A 16,565-nucleotide genomic window follows, 5' to 3' on the forward strand; every position below is an offset into this window, starting at 1 on the left:
GGCGGCCTCCCGGGGGATGGGTGCGGTGAGGCAGCCAGGATCGGGCAGCGGGGCGGCGGGGCGTGGAGGAGAACGGCGTTCTGTGGACGGTGGAGGAGGGAGGCCGCCGTGCCTGTGGACGACGGGCGCGCGGGCCCTCTCCTATGGACGACGGGCGCCCCGGCCCTCTCCCCTGTGGACGACGGGCGCCCCGGCTCTCCCCTGTGGATAACGGGTGGAGGGGCTAGGGCGGGGGGCGGTGGATGACCAAGGATTGGCCGGGGAGGCGGATGCCGTCCTCACCTGCCTCGATCGGCTCGTCGGAGGCCAGGAGCACCGTGCCCAGCGTGCCCGGCAGGGTGCGGGTCTCGGTGCTGAGGTTGACGCTGACCGCCAGCGAACCGCGCCGCACCACGAGCCAGTCGCCCGCCGGGTCCGTCTCGACGCGCACCCGGTCCAGGCGCGGGTCCGACAGTTCGGGCAGCGCCTTGCGCAGCGCGATGAGGTCGCGGTACCAGCACAGCAGCGACCAGTGCTCCTCCCCCTTGAGCTCGTCCCAGTCGAGTTTGGAGCGCAGGAACGTCTCCTCGTCCGACGGGTCGGGCGCCTCCCAGGCGTAGCCGAAGCCTTCGAACTCCTTCTGCCTCCGCCCGCCCTCGCTCTCGCGCAGGTGGGGCTCGACGTGGTCGGAGAAGAACAGGAACGGCGTCCCGGCCCCCCACTCCTCCCCCATGAACAGCATCGGCGTGAACGGTGAGGTGAGCAGCAGCCCGGCGCCGAGTTTGAGCGCGGGCACCGGCAGCCGGTCGCCGGCGGGCCGGTTGCCGATCTGGTCGTGGTTCTGCAGGCAGGCGACGAGCCGGTGGCCGGGGACTCCGGTGAAGGGGGCGCCGTGGGCGCGTTCGCGGAAGCTGGAGTAGCCGCCGTCGTGCAGGACGCCGCGGGTCAGCACCTTGGCCAGGGCGGGCAGGCCGGCGAAGTCGGCGTAGTAGCCGTGGGTCTCGCCGCTGACGGCGGTGTGGAGGGCGTGGTGGACGTCGTCGTCCCATTGGGCGGTCATGCCGAGCCCGCCGGCGTCGCGGGACCGTACCATGCGGGGGTCGTTGAGGTCGGATTCGGCGATGAGCGTGAGGGGCCGGCCGAGGGAGCAGGCGAGGGCGTCGGTCTCGTCGGCGAGTTCGGCGAGCAGGTGGGTGGCCCGGCGGTCGTGCAGCGCGTGGACGGCGTCGAGCCGGAGCCCGTCGAGGTGGTAGTCGCGCAGCCATTGGAGCGCGTTGTCGATGAAGTAGCGTCGCACCACGTCGGAGCCGGGCCCGTCGAGGTTGACCGCTTCGCCCCAGTAGCTACCGGCGAAGCCGGAGAAGTACGGGCCGAAGGGGTGCAGGAAGTTGCCCGACGGTCCGAGATGGTTGTAGACGACGTCGAGGAGGACGCCGAGGCCGGCCCGGTGGCAGGCGTCGACGAAGGTCTTGAGTCCGTCGGGGCCGCCGTAGGTCTCGTTGACGGCGTAGAGGTCGACGCCGTCGTAGCCCCAGTTGCGGGTGCCGGGCACGGGCGCGACCGGCATGATCTCGACGAGGTCGACGCCGAGCTCCACCAGGTGCTGGAGCCTGTCGGCGGCCGCCTCGAAGGTGCCCTCGGGGGTGAAGGTGCCGATGTGCAGCTCGTAGATCACGCTGCCGCGCAGGTCGCGGCCCTTCCAGTCGTGGTCGGCCCAGGTGAAGCGGTCGTGCTCGTAGACGGCGCTGGGGCCGAAGACGCCTTCGGGCTGGCGGCGCGAGCGCGGGTCGGGGTAGGGCCCGTCGCCGTCGAGCACGAACCCGTAGCGGCTGCCGTGGCCGGCCTCGGCCACCTCGGCGGACCACCAGCCGCCCGCGCCGGCGGTGAGGGGGTGCCGCCGGCCGTCCACGTCCACGTCGACGGCCGTGGCTCTGGGTGCCCACACCTCAAAGATCATGTCTCTCCAGGAGTGCGACGGGATACGTACCGAGCAGGTGGGCGAGCGGGACGCGGCCGGTGTGCCGGCCGCCGGCGAGCAGGTCGCGCCAGTGGCCGGGCGGCAGCGTCAGCGTGGTGGCCCCCCAGCCGCGCCGGGCCAGGCGCACGGGCAGGCGGGTGGCGACGGCGACGGCGGCGGGCCGGTCGCCGCGAGCGAAGGCGATCACGTGCTCGGCGGCGTCGCCTTCGGCGCTCATGGGGGTGTACGCGGCGGCGGGTTCGAGGCGGCGGCGCAGCCGCAGCGCCTGGGTGGTGACGAGGAGCTTGGCCGCGTCCCACTCGGTGGCGGGTTCGCGGGGGAAGCTGACGGGCCGCCGGTTGTCCGGGTCGACCAGGGAGAAGTCGGTCATCTCGTTGCCCTGGTAGACGTCAGGCACGCCGGGCATCATGAGCTGCACGAGCTTGGCGCCGAGCGAGTTGGACATCGCGTAGGGGTCGATGCGCCGGGTGAACGCGCCCACGTCGAGCCGCACCGCGGCCTCGGCGAAGGCGCGCAGGCGCTGCTCGTAGCCGGGGTCGGGGCGGATCCAGGAGATCGCCGTCTTGGCCTCGCGGGCGGCCTTGAGCAGGTAGTCGGTGAACCGCTCGGCGGAGATCGGCCAGGCGGCCATGAGATTCTGCCAGGCGAGGTAGTCGAGGTGGCGGTCGAAGCTCAGCTCGGCCGACCAGCCCGCGACGGCCTCCGCCCACTCCTCGGGCAGCTCCGACAGCACCGACAGCCTGGCCCGCACGTCCTCGGAGCGTTTGGTGTCGTGGGTGGACAGCGTGGTCATGGAGTGGGGCGGCATGCTCGCGCAGAACGCGTGGAACTCCTCGGCGGAGAGCCCGAACAGGTCGGGTTCGCCGCCGACCTCGTTCAGGCACGACAGCGGGAACCACCGGTAGAGCGCGGTGTCCTCGACGCCCTTGGCCATCACGGGCCCGCACGCCTGCTGGAAGCGGATGATCGCCTCGGGCGAGCCGTACAGGGCCTGCTGGACGAGCGGCCGGACGGCGGGTGAGCAGGCTGCGGCGGCCTGCTCGACGATCTCCACGGACCGGCGCGGCGGCGGCTCGCCGGGCACCACGTAGGCGCGGTAGACGGGCATGGCGGCGAGCAGTTCGGCGGCGGCCTCGGGGGTGCAGGAGGCGGCGCGGGCCAGGCGGCGCACCTCGGGGCCGAAGAACAGGTCGATGACCTCGCGTTTGGCCCTGGCCATGACCGCGCGGTAGTCCTCGGGCTCGCCGGTCAGGCGGGTGAACAGCTCGACCAGCGGCGCCTTGCCCTCGGGGTCGACGAACAGGCCGTTGACGCGGTTGAGCGCCTCGTAACCGGTGGTGCCGTCGCACGCCCAGTCGCCGGGCAGCCGTTCGGCGCCGATGAGGATCTTCTCCACGACCGTCCACACGCCGCCGGTCCTGGCGCGCAGCGCCTCCAGGTAGCCGCGCGGGTCGGCGAGCCCGTCGGGGTGGTCGATCCGCAGCCCGTCGACGAGCCCCTCGTCGAGCAGCCAGAAGATCACCTCGTGGGTGGCGAAGAACACCTCCGGGTCCTCGACGCGCAGCCCGATCAGCGTCGAGACGTCGAAGAAGCGCCGGTAGCCTGGGCCTTCCCGCCAGTCGACCAGCTTGTGGTAGCCGGGCTGGGGGTAGCCGCGCTCGGCCTCGGCCGGGTCGGTGTCGTCGCCGAGGACCGGCAGCGCCACCTTCCCGCCGTCCCACTCGATGTCGAACCAGCGGGCGTACGGCGAGCCGGGCCCGTCGCGGAGCACGGCCATGAACCGCTCGTTCTCGGTGTTCATGTGGTTGGGGACCAGGTCGAGGACGATGCCCAGGTCGTGGGCGGCCAGCCGCTGGGCCATCTCCCTGAAGCCCTGCGCGCCGCCGAACTCCTCGCGGACGCGGGAGTGGTCGGTGACGTCGTAGCCGTGGCGGGAGCCGGGCACGGCCTGGAGGATCGGCGACAGGTAGACGTGGGTGACGCCGAGGTCGCGCAGGTAGCCGGCGAGGTCGGCGACCTGGGCGAAGCCGAAGTCGGGGGTCAGCTGGAGGCGGTAGGTCGAGATCGGCCTAGACACGGCGCAACACCCGCACGCTGCGTCCGGGCACGGCCACTCCCTCGCCCGCCCGGCACATCCGGACGTCCAGCCTGATCGGCATGGCGGTGTCGATCTCGGTCTGCCACATCTCTCCGTAGTCCTTGGGGATCGTGAACCTGATCGTGTCGTGGTGCGCGTTGAACAGCAGCAGGAACGAGTCGTCCCTGATGGGCCGGCCGCGGCGGTCGGGCTCGGTGATGGCGTCGCCGTTGAGGAAGACGGCCAGCGACTTGGCGTAGCCGACGTTCCAGTCGCTGTCGGTCATCTCCTCCCCGGACGGGGTGAGCCAGGCGATGTCGCTCAGGCCGCGCACCGGTTTGCCGTAGAAGAATCTCCTGCGGCGGAACACCGGATGCTTCTTGCGCAGCGCCGCCAGGCTCTGGGTGAACTCCAGCAGCAGCCAGTTCTCCCTGACGTCGGACCAGTCGACCCAGGTGATCTCGTTGTCCTGGCAGTAGCCGTTGTTGTTGCCCTGCTGGGTGCGGCCCAGCTCGTCGCCGTGGGAGAGCATCGGCACGCCCTGCGACAGGAACAGCGTGGTGAGGAAGTTGCGTTTCTGCTGCTCACGCAGGGATTCGACGGCCCAGTCGGCCGGGCCTTCCGCGCCGCAGTTCCAGGACCGGTTGTCGTCGGTGCCGTCGCGGTTGCCCTCCTTGTTGGCCTCGTTGTGCTTGTGGTCGTACGAGACGAGGTCCTGGAGGGTGAAGCCGTCGTGGCAGGTGACGAAGTTGATCGAGGCGGCGGGGCGGCGGGTGTCGGCCTGGTAGAGGTCGCTGGAGCCGGTGAAGCGGTAGCCGAACTCCGGCATGGTGGCCGGCTGCCCGCGCCACAGGTCGCGGATGGTGTCGCGGTAGCGGCCGTTCCACTCGGTCCAGCGTGAGGGGAAGTTGCCGACCTGGTAGCCGCCGGGGCCGACGTCCCAGGGCTCGGCGATGAGCTTGACCTGGGACAGCACGGGGTCCTGCTGGACCAGGTCGAAGAAGGCGCTCAGCCGGTCGACCTCGTGCAGCTCGCGGGCCAGCGTCGAGGCGAGGTCGAAGCGGAACCCGTCGACGTGCATCTCGATCACCCAGTAGCGCAGCGAGTCCATGATCATCTGGAGCACGTGCGGTGACCGCATGAGCAGGCTGTTGCCGGTGCCGGTGGTGTCGACGTAGTAGCGCTTGTCGGTGGGCACGAGCCGGTAGTAGTCGGGGTTGTCGATGCCCTTGAAGCTGAGCGTCGGCCCGAGGTGGTTGCCCTCGGCGGTGTGGTTGTAGACGACGTCGAGGATGACCTCGATGCCGGCCTCGTGCAGCGCCCGCACCATGGCCTTGAACTCCAGCACCTGCCCGCCGCGCTGGCCCTGGCTGGAGTAGCGGTTGTGCGGGGCGAAGAAGCCGATCGAGTTGTAGCCCCAGTAGTTGGACAGCCCGCGCTGCTCCAGGATGTGGTCGGTGACGAACTGGTGGACCGGCATGAGCTCCAGCGCGGTCACGCCGAGCTTGGTCAGGTGGTCGAGGATCTCGGGGTGGCCGAGGGCCGCGTAGGTGCCGCGCAGGTGCTTGGGGATCTTCGGATGCCCTATCGTCAGCCCGCGCACGTGCGCCTCGTAGATCACGGTGTCGTGGTACGGGGTCGCGGGCGGCCGGTCGTGGCCCCAGCCGAAGAACGGGTTGATGACGATCGAGCGCGGCACGTACCGGGCGGAGTCCTTGTCGTTGCGCGTGTCGGGCGAGCCGAAGCGGTAGCCGTAGACCGCCTCGTTCCACGTCACCCCGCCCTCGATCGCCATCGCGTACGGGTCGAGCAGCAGCTTGGCCGGGTTGCAGCGCAGGCCCCGCGCCGGGTCGTAGGGGCCGTGCACCCGGTAGCCGTAGCGCTGGCCGGGGCCGATGCCCGGCAGGTAGCCGTGCCAGATGAACCCGTCGACCTCGCTCAGCCGTACGCGGGACTCCTTGTTGTCGTCGTCGAACAGGCACAGCTCGACGGCGTCGGCGACCTCGGTGTAGAGCGAGAAGTTGGTGCCCGCGCCGTCGTAGGTGGCCCCGAGTGGATACGGATCTCCCGGCCAGACTTCGATCATCGAGGCTCCCTCACGGTCTCTCCCATGTTCCGTTCCCCCGCTCCCCCGGACAAGCCGTCGGGCATCACGTTCCTTCCCCGGCCCTCCGGACGATCACCTCAAGGCTGCGGCAAAACGGGTGGGCCGCCTCCCCTGGCGCGGCTGGGGAGGCGGCCCACGTACTCCAGCATGAGGGTTTGGTCCGCTTTTGCCCGGCTACATAGCCCTTCCATGGGCGGTTTCAAGAAATTTCTGTTACGCGGAAACATCGTGGAGCTGGCGGTCGCGGTGATCGTCGGGGCCACGTTCAGCGGGCTGGTGCAGGCGCTGGTCAGGGACCTGGTGACGCCGCTGATCGGGGCGGTCACCGGCGGGCGGCAGCCGAACTTCGCCGAGTACTCCTTCACCGTCAACGGCAGCGAGTTCAAGTACGGCGACTTCGTCAACCATCTGATCACGTTCCTGCTGATCGCGGCCATCGTGTACTGGCTGGTCGTGATGCCGATGACGCGGCTGATCAGCCTGTTCGACCGGAACGAGAAGGCGGCCACCAAGCAGTGCCCCGAGTGCGTCGGCGACATCCCGGCCGAGGCGCGCCGGTGCATGCACTGCACGGTGGAGCTGGTCCCGGCCTCCGAGAAGCCGGACCGATAACCGACATATCCGGAAAAGGTGCGACCCACCACGCCGACGCCACGCGGACGATGGGCGCGCTGGGCGTGGGTTTCGTGTTCTTACGGCCACTACCGCACCAAGTGCGGCGACAGTTCGACAAGATGGACGGGTGAGCGTTGAGTTGATGGTCTGGGACGAGCCCGCCCCTATCTCCAGAGACCGGGCGCGGGCCGCGTACCTGGAGGTCAAGAAGACCGAGCCCGTCAGCGGGGAGCTGCCGGAGATCTCCAAGGAGCTGCCCGGGATCGTCACCGCCTACGACGATCACGTGCTGGTGACGATGGACCTGGACACCATGGACGAGATGTCGGCCCAGGTGTTCGCGACCGCACGGGCGCACGGGCTGGTGTGCTACGACCCGCAGCGCGACCTGGTGCACAACGTCGCGCCGCTGGGCGTCTACGCGGGCATGCAGCTCCACACCGGCGACGGCCTGATCGTGCACGACCCGGACCTGGGCCTGGTGCACGACGTGCTCGCGACGATGTCGCCGCAGAACCCGTTCACGGCCCTGGTCACCTTCGGCCACCACTTCATCCAGGTGTCGCCGGGCTTCGAGCTGGAGTACAAGGAGGGCTCGCTGGTCCGCACCCTGGTGGAGGACCTGGAGGAAGTGCGGCGTGCCTTCCACGAGTACGCGACGGGCGAGCGGGGATTCCTGACCCGTCACGAGTGGTCGGCCTAGCGGGCGGCCAGGCGTAGCCGGGCCAGCTTGACGACCGGGGTGACGGCGCCCACCAGCAGCAGCGCGAACAGGGGCGCGAGCACCAGGCCGAGCACGAACCCGGCGGCCACGTCGTGCGGGTAGTGCACGCCGACGAACACCCGCGAGAACGCCATGACGGCCGCCAGCGGGACGACCGCCCAGGCGAGCGTGCGCCACGCCAGCACCAGCGCTCCCGCCGCGCCCGCGGCGATGACGGCGTGGTTGCTGGGGAACGACCAGTCGTCCACCGGCGGGCAGGCGGCGATCGTCGCGATCCCGCCCCGGCACGGCCGGTCCTCGCGCACCACGGTCTTGAGCACCTCGCTCACCACGTACGCGCACACCACTCCGGCCGGGCCGGCGATGGTGATCGCCAGGTCGCGGGCGGGGGCGTTGCGGGCCCGCCAGAAGCAGAGCAGGAACAGCGCGGCGAAGACGAACAGCCCGCCGTCGGTGCCGACCTCGGCGAAGGTGTGCAGCCAGGCGGGCGTGGAGAGTGCGAAGTCGACGATGTCGCGGTACAACTCGTGTCCGATCCATTAACAGGTGATGGACACGACATTATGAATGGATCTTGGGCTTCGCCTCAGCCGAAAGGACGACCTAGGCGAGGAACCTGCGATCGAGGTCCAGATACTGCTGGCGCAGCTCGCCCTCGGTGATGAGCCCGCGGTCGAACGCCTCCGTCGTGGCGTCGCGCTCCGCGACGTAACAGGCGGCCATGATCTCGCTGCGCAGCGGCGTGAAGCCGCGCTCGACGCAGTCGGCGAACACGCTGACCTTGCCCGCCACGGTTTCCGGGGCGACGGTGCAGGCGAGGTCCTGGGCCTTGAGCTGGGCTACGGCCTCACGCAGCGTGACCGGGCCGAGGGAGCCGTTGAACCTGGTGTCAAGAGTGATCTTCACTTTCTTACGCCTCCGCATGTTTGAAACGTCCTGAAAAGGCGGCGTATTCCCTGGTCACAGCGGGTAAGAGGGCATGCGTGATCGGAGAGCACGTGATCGTCGGCTACACCGACGACGCCGGCGGGCGTGACGCTCTCGCCCTGGGCGCCGCCATCACGCGGATCACCGGCGGGGAGCTCACGGTGGCGGCGATCTACCCCCCGGGCAGCCCGGGGCTGGCCGTCGAGGCGCAGGCCGCGCTGGCGCACGCCGCCGGGCTGCTGGAGGACACCCCGGCCGGGTTCATGGCGTTCGAGAGCAGGGGCGCGGGACGCGGCCTGGCCGTGCTGGCCAGCCGCATCAAGGCCGACCTGATCGTCGTCGGGTCGGCCGACGGCGGGCAGCACGGGCTCATCTCCCTCGGCAGCACCGCCTCCCACCTGCTGCACCTGTCGCCGGAGGCGGTGGTGGCGGTGCCCGCCGGTTACGCGCCGCCCGAGCGGCCCGCCCGGCTGACGCTGGCGTACGTGCACCGGCCGCAGTGCGACGCGGCGGTCCCCCGGGTGGCGGAGGCCGCGCTCCGGCTCGGCGTGCCGCTCCGGCTGATCACCTTCGACCTGCGCACGGACGACCCTGAGCGCATCCGCGACGACCTGGCCCTGGCCGTCCGCCTGGCCTGGGAGAGCACCGGCCTCGAAGCCGAGGCGGACGTCGCCGAAGGGCACGACGTGGCCGCCGCCGTGGCCGCGGCCGAATGGCTGCCGGGCGAGCTGCTGGTCTGCGCGGCCAGCGAGGACGCCCAGCCGCACCGGGTGTTCATCGGCGAGCTGGCGATGAAGCTGCTGCGTGCCTCGGCCTGCCCCGTCGCGGTGCTGCCCCGGGGTTTCGTCTAGCGGCGCCGGGCCCGCTCGTACAGCTCCAGGTAGCGATCGGCCATGACGGCCGGGGAGAAGCGGCGGCGGGCCTCACGCCGGCACTCCTCCGGGTCCAGCTCGTCCACCCGCAGCACCCACTCGGCCAGCTCCTCCTCGGTGTCGGCGAGGAAGCCGGTGCGGCCGTGCTCGATGATCTCGGGCAGGCAGCCGCGCCGCAGCCCGATGGGCGGGACGCCGAGCGCCAGCGCCTCGACGACGGCGGTGCCGCCCGGCTCGTCCCACTGGATGGGGAACAGCGACGCGCGGGCGGAGGCGTACAGCCCGTCCCGCTCGGCGCCGCCGACCGAGCCGACCCACCGGGTCAGGTCGCCGTCCAGGTACGGGGTGACGCGCTCGACGAAGTAGCGCACGTCGGGGTGGCCGTGCAGCGGATGGCCCGGGTCCTGGGCGACGGCCTCCAGCTCGGCGGGCGAGTTCAGCCCGCTGACCGGGCCGGCCAGCACCAGCGGCAGGCCGAGCTTCTGGCACACCCGGGCCGCGATGTGCTGGCCCTTGAGCCCGCAGACGCGCCCCATGACCACCAGGTGCTCGCCCCGTTCGACCCGGACGTCCTGGTCGGCGAGCGGCGTGGCGAGGTGGACGGCGCCGAGCGCGGCCTCGCGCAGCGCCTGCGGGGCGCGGGCGAGCTGCGACTGCGAGACGCCGTTGACGGCGATCGACTGCGGGAAGGCGGAGTAGAACTCGTGGTGCTTGCGCAGGTCCCAGTGCAGCGTGTGCAGGACGGGCGGGCCGCCCAGCGCGGACAGCACGGCGGGGCCGACGACCTCCAGGTGGTCGTGGACCAGGTCGATGTCGTCGCGCCCGCGCAGTTCGGCGGCCAGCCGCGTCTGGTGGGCGTGCGCGAGACCCATGACCTGGTTGTAGGGCTTCTGCAGGTGGGCGAACTGCCCTTCGGGGAAGACGCTGATGTGCTCGTCGGCCTCCAGCGTGCTCGATCCGACCGTCGCCAGCACGACCCGCACGCCGCGCTCGCGCAGCGCGGGGACGAGCGTGGCGACCACGTTCTCGATCCCGCCGTAGCCGGGGGGCGGCACCGCGAGCCACGGCCCCGCGTTCACCAGGACGTTCATGCCACATCCTCCTCCAGTACGAGCGAGGCCAGCGGTGGCCGCTCGGCCACGGCCACATCCACCACGTCGGCCTGTCCTTCGAGTCCGAACTGCAGCAGCGTGTGCGCGGGAGGTCGCGAGGCGAGCACCCGGCCCTGGCGCTCCAGCCGGGACCAGGCGGTGAGCATGATCTGCCCGGCCATGCGGCCCAGCGCGGTGACCGACTGGTGGCTGTGGGTGCGGCAGCCGAGGTCGACCTGGGCCATCGCGTCCAGCCCGGCCACCTGGAGGAGGTCGACGAGCAGCCCGAACTCGACGCCGTACTCGGTGACGAACGGCACCCGCTCCAGGATCGAGCGGCGGGCCGCGTACTCGCCGCCGAGCGGCTGGCAGAAGCCGGACAGCTCGGGCCAGAACATGTTGAGCAGCGGCCTGGCGACCAGCTCGGTGACGCGCCCGCCGCCGCCGCGCCTGGCGACGCCGTCCTCGCCGGTGTAAGGCCGCTCGTAGGCGCCCTTGACGAACTGAATCCTGCGGTCCACGAGCAGCGGCCCGACCAGGCCAGAGACGAAGTGGGAGCCGAAGTCGCGCAGGTCGGAGTCCACGAAGACGACGATGTCCCCGGTGGAGGCGGCCAGGCCCTTCCACAGCGCCTCGCCCTTGCCGGTCAGCGGGGGCAGGTGGGGCAGCACGGCGTCCTGGGCCACCACGCGGGCTCCGGCGGCTGCCGCGCGGACGGCGGTGGCGTCGGTGGAGTGCGAGTCGACGACGAGGATCTCGTCCACGAGCGGCGACCGCTCGACCAGGTCACGGCGGATCGTGGTGACGATGTCACCGACGGTCGATTCCTCGTCCCGCGCCGGGAGCACGACGCTCACGGTGGTCGTCCCCTTGGCGAGGAGGAGGGCGTCGACCGGCCAGTCGGCCGCGGTGCTCGAGTGCGGCCCGTACCATTCCTCGACCCTTGCCAAGGCTCGCAGATCTGTCTCCATACAGTCAGCCCCGATCTCTGAGGTCACGGTCGGCGACATCTGCCCGCTCTACGAGTCTTCGAACATGTCTGTTTGTTTTCTGCAATACGTGGGATATGCCGGGTTATGTTCCCCACAACCCGCGTCGGCATCATCGGTGCCGGTAATGTCGCCGCTCGACATGCGGAAGTGCTGTCCGGATTCCCCGACGTGAAGATCGCCGGAATCGCCGACACCGATCTCGGCAGGGCTGAAGCACTGGCGTCGCAGCATGGCGCCCCCGCTTATGGCGGCCACGCCGACCTGCTGGAGGCCGGCGAACTGGACGCCGTCTATGTCTGTGTGCCTCCTTTCGCGCACGGTAACCCCGAGTTCGACGTCCTGTCGTGCGATATCCCCATATTCGTAGAAAAGCCACTCTCGCTGGACCTGGCCACCGCCGAGAAGATCGCCGACGAGCTCGACCGCCGCGGCCTGCCCTCGGCCGTCGGCCATCACTGGCGCTATCTGGACATCCTGGACCGCGCCCGGCACCTGCTGGGCGAGCGCCCGGTACGCCTCGCCCTGGGCCACTGGATGGACAAGGTGCCCCCGGTCGGCTGGTGGCTGAACTCCGCCATGTCCGGCGGCCAGACCGTCGAGCAGGCCGTCCACGTCCTGGACCTGGCGAGGCTGCTGGTGGGCGAGGTGACGATGGTGCACGCGGTGCCCGTCGACGGCGCGATGGACGGCGAGGTCGACCGGGCCACGGCGGCGGTCATGCGGTTCGCGGGCGGCGCGGCCGGGCTGCTGGCCACCACCTGCCTGCTGCGCGGGAAGCATCGGGTGGGCCTGGAGGTGTGCGCCGACGGCATCTCGCTGGAGCTGAGCGAGACCCGGCTGATGGTCGACGGCCAGGAGCTGGTGCAGGACGGCGGCCGGGCCAAGGAACTGGTGGACCGCGCGTTCATCGACGCCGTACAGGGTAAGGAGGCCGACGTGCGGGCGCCGTACCGGGAGGCACTGAAGACCCACCGGCTGGCGCTCGCCCTGGCGCGGTCGGCGCGGGAACGGGAGCCGGTGATGGTCGATGGCTGACAACGGGAACGGCTGGGTGCTGAGCATCGAGGGCCCGGGCGAGGTGACGCTGGCCGAGGACAAGCTCGGCGAGGTGCCCGACGGCGGCTTCCGTGTGGAGACCACCCACAGCGGCATCTCCGCCGGCACCGAGCTCACCTATGTCAAGGGCGACAACCCGTACCTGACCTCCACCTGGGACCCGGCGCTCGGGCTGTTCCAGCGGGGCGCGCCGTCGGTGGCCTATCCGGTCCGCGGCATCGGCTACATGCAGGTCGGCATGGTGGTCGAGACCCGCACCCGGGCGGTCGAGGAGGGCGCGCTGGTCGCGATGGCGTACGGGCACCGCACCGGCTACGTGGCCGACCCGATGCAGGACCGGTTCGTCGAGCTGCCCGGCGACCTCGACGCGATGCTCGGCGTCTACGTCGCCCACATGGGCCCGATCTGCGCCAACGGCCTGCTGCACGCCGCCGCCGACCTTTACGGCCAGAACGTGCACCAGCTCGGCGACGGCGTGCGCGGCAGGCGCGTCGTGGTGGTGGGCGCGGGCGTCGTCGGCCTGCTGACGGCCTCGTTCGCGCTCGCGCACGGCGCGGCGGAGGTCGTGGTCGTGGACGAGACGCCGGCCCGGCTGGCGGTCGCCGAGGCGCTCGGCGCCGACGCGCTGTCGGTCGCCGACGACCCGGCGGTGGAGCTGAAACGCCGCTGGCGGCACGGCCCCAACGACCGGGGCGCGGACGTGGTCTTCCAGTGCCGCGGCCAGGCCAGGGCGCTGGCCCTGGCGCTCAAGCTGCTGCGGCCCCAGGGCACCGCGATCGACCTGGCCTTCTACACGCAGGGCGCGGACGAGGTGCGGCTCGGCGAGGAGTTCCACCACAACGGGCTGTCGCTGCGGTGCGCCCAGATCGGGCGGGTGCCGCGCGGGCTGGCCCACGCGTGGGACCGCGAACGGCTGTCCCACGAGACCGTGGACCTGCTCAGGCGGCGCGGCGACCTGCTACGCCGGCACGTGATCACCGATGTCGTCGGCTTTGCCGAGGCTCCCCAGCTGCTGGCCGACCTCGCGGGCCGCCGGCGGCATGCCGTGCAGGCCGTGCTCTGCGACCACGTCGAGGACGAGGGCCGCTGACCAGCTGAAGTCGCGCGACCCGTGGCCGTCGAGCGTGGCCGGGTCGAAGTACTCGCGGAACCCGGAGCGCGTCGCGGCGGCGATCATGCCGTCGGCCAGCGCGTCGGCCAGGTCGGCACGCCGCTCCCGCAGCCCCTGCCACACCAGCCAGGTGACGTTGAGCCAGCTCGGCCCGCGCCAGTAGCGGGCCGGGTCGTACTCCGGCGCGGTGGGCGAGAAGCTGGGCAGCACGCCGTCCTTGAGCATGAAGCGGTCCAGCCCGGTGCCGATCAGCGCATTGGCGATCTCGCGGGGCAGGCCGGGCAGCAGGAGCGGCGTCAGCCCGGCGGCGCTGGCGGAGCGGATCAGGCAGCCGGTGCGCACGTCGCGCGGCTGGAAGAGGCCGTCGTCGTAGAGGTGCTCGATCATGGCCGCGGTGACGCGGGCGGCCTCGGCGCGGTGCGGCCCGGGGTCGTGCCCGAGCTCGGCGGCGATCTCGGCCAGCGCCAGCTCGGCCACCCCGTAGGCGGCGTTGAACAGCGGGTCCTCGACCTGGAAGTCACCCGGGTCGCGGTAACCGGAGTCGCGGTAGGCGCGGGCGAGCGCGGTGTAGCGCTCGTAGTCGCGGTCGGTGGGCCGCTCGGCGGCGGCGACGTGCCCCAGGTCGCGGCGGACGAACCCGGTGGCCCCGGCGGGCACGGCGCTGAGCGGCCGGTCCCAGGCCGGGCTGTTGTCCATGCCCGACTCCCAGGGGTGGACGATGGAGATCAGCCCTTCGGGCGAGCGCCGGGCGGTGCGCAGGAACTCCTGCTGCGCGACCAGCCGGGGGTAGATGCGGCGCAGGAAGCCCGGGTCGGGCTCGGCCTGGTGCACCTTCCAGGCGGCCAGCGCGTGCACGGGCGGCTGCACGATGCCGGAGGTGGCGGAGCCGGAGGGCGAGCGCGCCTGCCAGAACTCCGGCCCCGGGAAGTAGGCGCCCTCGGGCACCTTGGGGTTGAACACGATGTGCGGCACCCTGCCGTCGGCCCACTGGGCGCCGAACAGCGACAGCAGCTCCGACCGGGCCCGCCGGGGCGACCAGCGGGCGTTGCCGATGGCCACGAAGGCGGAGTCCCAGCTCCACTGGTGGGGGTAGAGCCGCCGGGAGGGGACCGTGTAGCTGCCGTCCCAGTTGTCGACGAGGACACGTACCGCGTCGCGGAGGATCATAGGAATTTCCTGATGAAGGCGGCCGTCTCGGGCAGGACGACCTCGGGTTCGCCGCGCAGGCGGCATTCGAGGGCGAGGTAGCCGTCGTAGCCGACGGCGTCGAGGGTGGCGAGCTGCGCGCCCCAGTCGAGGTGCCCGGTGCCGGGCTGGTTGCGGTTGGACTCGCTGATCTGCATGTGCGCCAGGTAGGGGGCGGCCTCGGCCAGCGAGCGGCAGGGGTCGTCCTCCTCGATGTTCATGTGGTACGTGTCGCCGACGATCCTGATGGAGTCCATGGCGCAGTAGGACACCGCGTCGGCCAGCGTGTTGACCATGTGGTTCTCGTACCGGTTGAGCGGCTCCAGCATGATCAGCACGCCGTTGCGCTGGGCGTGCTCGCCGAGCACGGCCAGGGCCTCGGTGAGCACCTCGCGGTCCTGCTCGGGGCTGCGCGGCGGCTCGAACGGCGGCAGCCGGCGGGAGAACTGGCCCCAGGAGGCGGGGGTCATGACGCCGATGCCGCCCAGCTCGCCGATGACCGTGAGCTGCGACCTGAGCTGCTGGATCGCGTCGGTGCGCTTGGCCGCGTCGAAGTCGCCGATGAAGTGGGGCATGTCCACGCACACGGTCGGCATGACGACGCCGTCGGCCAGCGCCCGCTTGAGCTCGGTGAGGCGGCCGGCGAAGTGGAAGTCGCCCTTGCCGCGCAACTCGATGGCGTCGAACCCGGCGTCGACGGCGAAGGCGAACTTCTCCTGCAGGGACCGGCCGGGCAGGAGCTGCTCCTGGGCGGCGAGCTTCACTGTGACTCCTCGAAGGTGAAGACGAGCTGCAGCACCTCGGACTGGTGCTTGTCGATCAGGTCGAAGGCGTCGGCGGCGTCGTCGACCGGGACGACGTGGCTGATGAGGTCGTCGACCTCGACGTCGCCCCGGTGGACGGTCTCCATGAACGTGCGCTGCAGCCGCTCGACGTCCCACCGGTGCGCCAGCCAGGAGGCGACGCCGCCGATCTGCGAGGAGACGAGCTGCACCTGGTTGTGGTGGAACTCCTCGCCGAGCCGCAGGCCGATGCCGTCGCCCTGGTAGAAGCCGGCGGCCACGACCCGGCCGCCCTTGCGGACGGTGCGGATGGCCTCGTGCAGGCCGTGGTGGCTGCCGCTCAGCTCGATCGCGGTGTCGGCGCCCTCGATCCGCTTGCGGATGAGCTCGGCGACGGAGCCGGCCTGCACGTCGACGGTCTCGGCGGCGCCGTAGCGCCGGGCGAGCTCCAGCCGGGCCGGGATGGCGTCGGCGGCGACCACGCGGGCGCCGCTCAGCACGGCCAGGCGGGTGGCGAGCAGGCCGATGACGCCCTGGCCGAAGATCGCCACCTGGTCGCCGAAGTGGATGTCGGCGGCGTGCACGGCGTTGAGCGCGATGGCGCCGACGCGGGCGAAGACGCCGCTCAGCGGGGCCGCGCCGGGCGGCATGACGTGACCGACGAGCTTGTGGGCGGGCAGCACGGCCTCGGCCCGGTGGCCCCAGATGCCCCAGACGAGGCTGCCGACGGGCGGGTCGGCGACGTCGGGCGCCGCCTCCACCACTTCGCCGACCTCCTGGTAGCCCCAGCCGGTCAGCGGGTAGGCGTGGGTCTGGCCATCGAGGAAGAGACGCTGCTCGGTGTCCCACTTGTGATTGAGGTATGGATTGGTCCCGCGATAGGCGGTGAGCTCGGTGCCCGCGGAGACGCCCGAGTACATCGTACGAACCCGCACGCTGCCCGGAACGAGCTCGGCGGGCTGCTCCAGGCTTACGGAAACGTGACCTGGCTCTTGGAAGGTGATGACGCGCATTGCCCACACTTACGCTTTTTGATCAAACAAAAGTAAGAGATTTAGTGCTTGTTTGC

The 16,565-nt window shown here is 71.3% G+C and carries 14 protein-coding genes; 5 read left to right on the forward strand and 9 right to left on the reverse strand.

Annotated features, from left to right (window positions below; genetic code table 11):
* Window positions 1-223: 223 nt before the first annotated feature.
* From treZ to glgX, 3 genes are read right to left on the reverse strand one after another with little or no spacing between them, the layout of a single operon-like run.
* Entirely contained in the window at window positions 224-1,936 is a 1,713-nt protein-coding gene (gene treZ / locus AB0G11_RS03555; protein WP_357583750.1) for a malto-oligosyltrehalose trehalohydrolase, read from the reverse strand.
* Window positions 1,926-4,034 (reverse strand): malto-oligosyltrehalose synthase, encoded by a 2,109-nt coding sequence (gene treY, locus AB0G11_RS03560; RefSeq protein ID WP_357583752.1) that lies wholly within the window; start codon window positions 4,032-4,034, stop codon window positions 1,926-1,928. Before treY ends, treZ begins: the two co-directional genes overlap by 11 nt.
* Window positions 4,027-6,120, reverse strand: coding sequence for a glycogen debranching protein GlgX (glgX, locus tag AB0G11_RS03565; RefSeq protein ID WP_219505537.1), 2,094 nt, complete (start codon window positions 6,118-6,120; stop codon window positions 4,027-4,029). Before glgX ends, treY begins: the two co-directional genes overlap by 8 nt.
* 210 nt (window positions 6,121-6,330) lie before the next feature.
* On the opposite strand from glgX, the gene mscL reads away from it, so the two are divergent.
* Entirely contained in the window at window positions 6,331-6,753 is a 423-nt protein-coding gene (gene mscL, locus AB0G11_RS03570; RefSeq protein ID WP_219505535.1) for a large conductance mechanosensitive channel protein MscL, read from the forward strand.
* 130 nt (window positions 6,754-6,883) lie between these two features.
* Window positions 6,884-7,459 carry a hypothetical protein gene (locus AB0G11_RS03575; protein ID WP_357583754.1) on the forward strand — a complete coding sequence of 192 codons (576 nt, stop codon included), beginning with the start codon at window positions 6,884-6,886 and terminating at the stop codon, window positions 7,457-7,459.
* Here AB0G11_RS03575 and AB0G11_RS03580 read toward each other — a convergent pair.
* Entirely contained in the window at window positions 7,456-8,004 is a 549-nt protein-coding gene (locus AB0G11_RS03580) for a phosphatase PAP2 family protein (protein WP_219505533.1), read from the reverse strand. The genes AB0G11_RS03575 and AB0G11_RS03580 overlap by 4 nt on opposite strands.
* A gap of 79 nt (window positions 8,005-8,083) precedes the next feature.
* Entirely contained in the window at window positions 8,084-8,386 is a 303-nt protein-coding gene (locus AB0G11_RS03585; RefSeq protein WP_219505532.1) for a hypothetical protein, read from the reverse strand.
* A gap of 77 nt (window positions 8,387-8,463) precedes the next feature.
* On the opposite strand from AB0G11_RS03585, the gene AB0G11_RS03590 reads away from it, so the two are divergent.
* Window positions 8,464-9,258, forward strand: coding sequence for a universal stress protein (locus AB0G11_RS03590; protein ID WP_308125768.1), 795 nt, complete (start codon window positions 8,464-8,466; stop codon window positions 9,256-9,258).
* Here AB0G11_RS03590 and AB0G11_RS03595 read toward each other — a convergent pair.
* Both AB0G11_RS03595 and AB0G11_RS03600 read right to left on the reverse strand, forming a co-directional pair.
* The gene (locus tag AB0G11_RS03595) at window positions 9,255-10,370 is read right to left on the reverse strand and encodes a glycosyltransferase (RefSeq protein ID WP_219505529.1); all 1,116 of its coding nucleotides are present in this window, start codon (window positions 10,368-10,370) and stop codon (window positions 9,255-9,257) included. The two genes, AB0G11_RS03590 and AB0G11_RS03595, sit on opposite strands and share 4 nt — an antisense overlap.
* Complete coding sequence (locus AB0G11_RS03600) at window positions 10,367-11,320, reverse strand: glucosyl-3-phosphoglycerate synthase (protein WP_357583755.1); 954 nt, start codon at window positions 11,318-11,320, stop codon at window positions 10,367-10,369. Before AB0G11_RS03600 ends, AB0G11_RS03595 begins: the two co-directional genes overlap by 4 nt.
* 126 nt (window positions 11,321-11,446) lie before the next feature.
* Here AB0G11_RS03600 and AB0G11_RS03605 point away from each other — a divergent pair, with 126 nt between their 5' ends.
* Window positions 11,447-12,397 carry a Gfo/Idh/MocA family oxidoreductase gene (locus AB0G11_RS03605; RefSeq protein WP_219505524.1) on the forward strand — a complete coding sequence of 317 codons (951 nt, stop codon included), beginning with the start codon at window positions 11,447-11,449 and terminating at the stop codon, window positions 12,395-12,397.
* The gene (locus AB0G11_RS03610; RefSeq protein WP_357583757.1) at window positions 12,390-13,508 is read left to right on the forward strand and encodes a zinc-binding dehydrogenase; all 1,119 of its coding nucleotides are present in this window, start codon (window positions 12,390-12,392) and stop codon (window positions 13,506-13,508) included. Before AB0G11_RS03605 ends, AB0G11_RS03610 begins: the two co-directional genes overlap by 8 nt.
* Before the next feature lie 1,184 nt (window positions 13,509-14,692).
* Here AB0G11_RS03610 and AB0G11_RS03615 read toward each other — a convergent pair.
* Together AB0G11_RS03615 and AB0G11_RS03620 are read right to left on the reverse strand one after the other, a co-directional pair.
* Window positions 14,693-15,478, reverse strand: coding sequence for a sugar phosphate isomerase/epimerase family protein (locus AB0G11_RS03615; RefSeq protein WP_219505520.1), 786 nt, complete (start codon window positions 15,476-15,478; stop codon window positions 14,693-14,695).
* The gene (locus tag AB0G11_RS03620; RefSeq protein ID WP_219505518.1) at window positions 15,475-16,509 is read right to left on the reverse strand and encodes a zinc-binding alcohol dehydrogenase; all 1,035 of its coding nucleotides are present in this window, start codon (window positions 16,507-16,509) and stop codon (window positions 15,475-15,477) included. The genes AB0G11_RS03615 and AB0G11_RS03620 overlap by 4 nt, the downstream gene beginning before the upstream one ends.
* Between the last annotated feature and the right edge of the window lie 56 nt (window positions 16,510-16,565).

The organism is Nonomuraea sp. NPDC023979, assembly GCF_040639085.1.
In the GTDB taxonomy this organism is placed as follows: domain Bacteria; phylum Actinomycetota; class Actinomycetes; order Streptosporangiales; family Streptosporangiaceae; genus Nonomuraea; species Nonomuraea ceibae.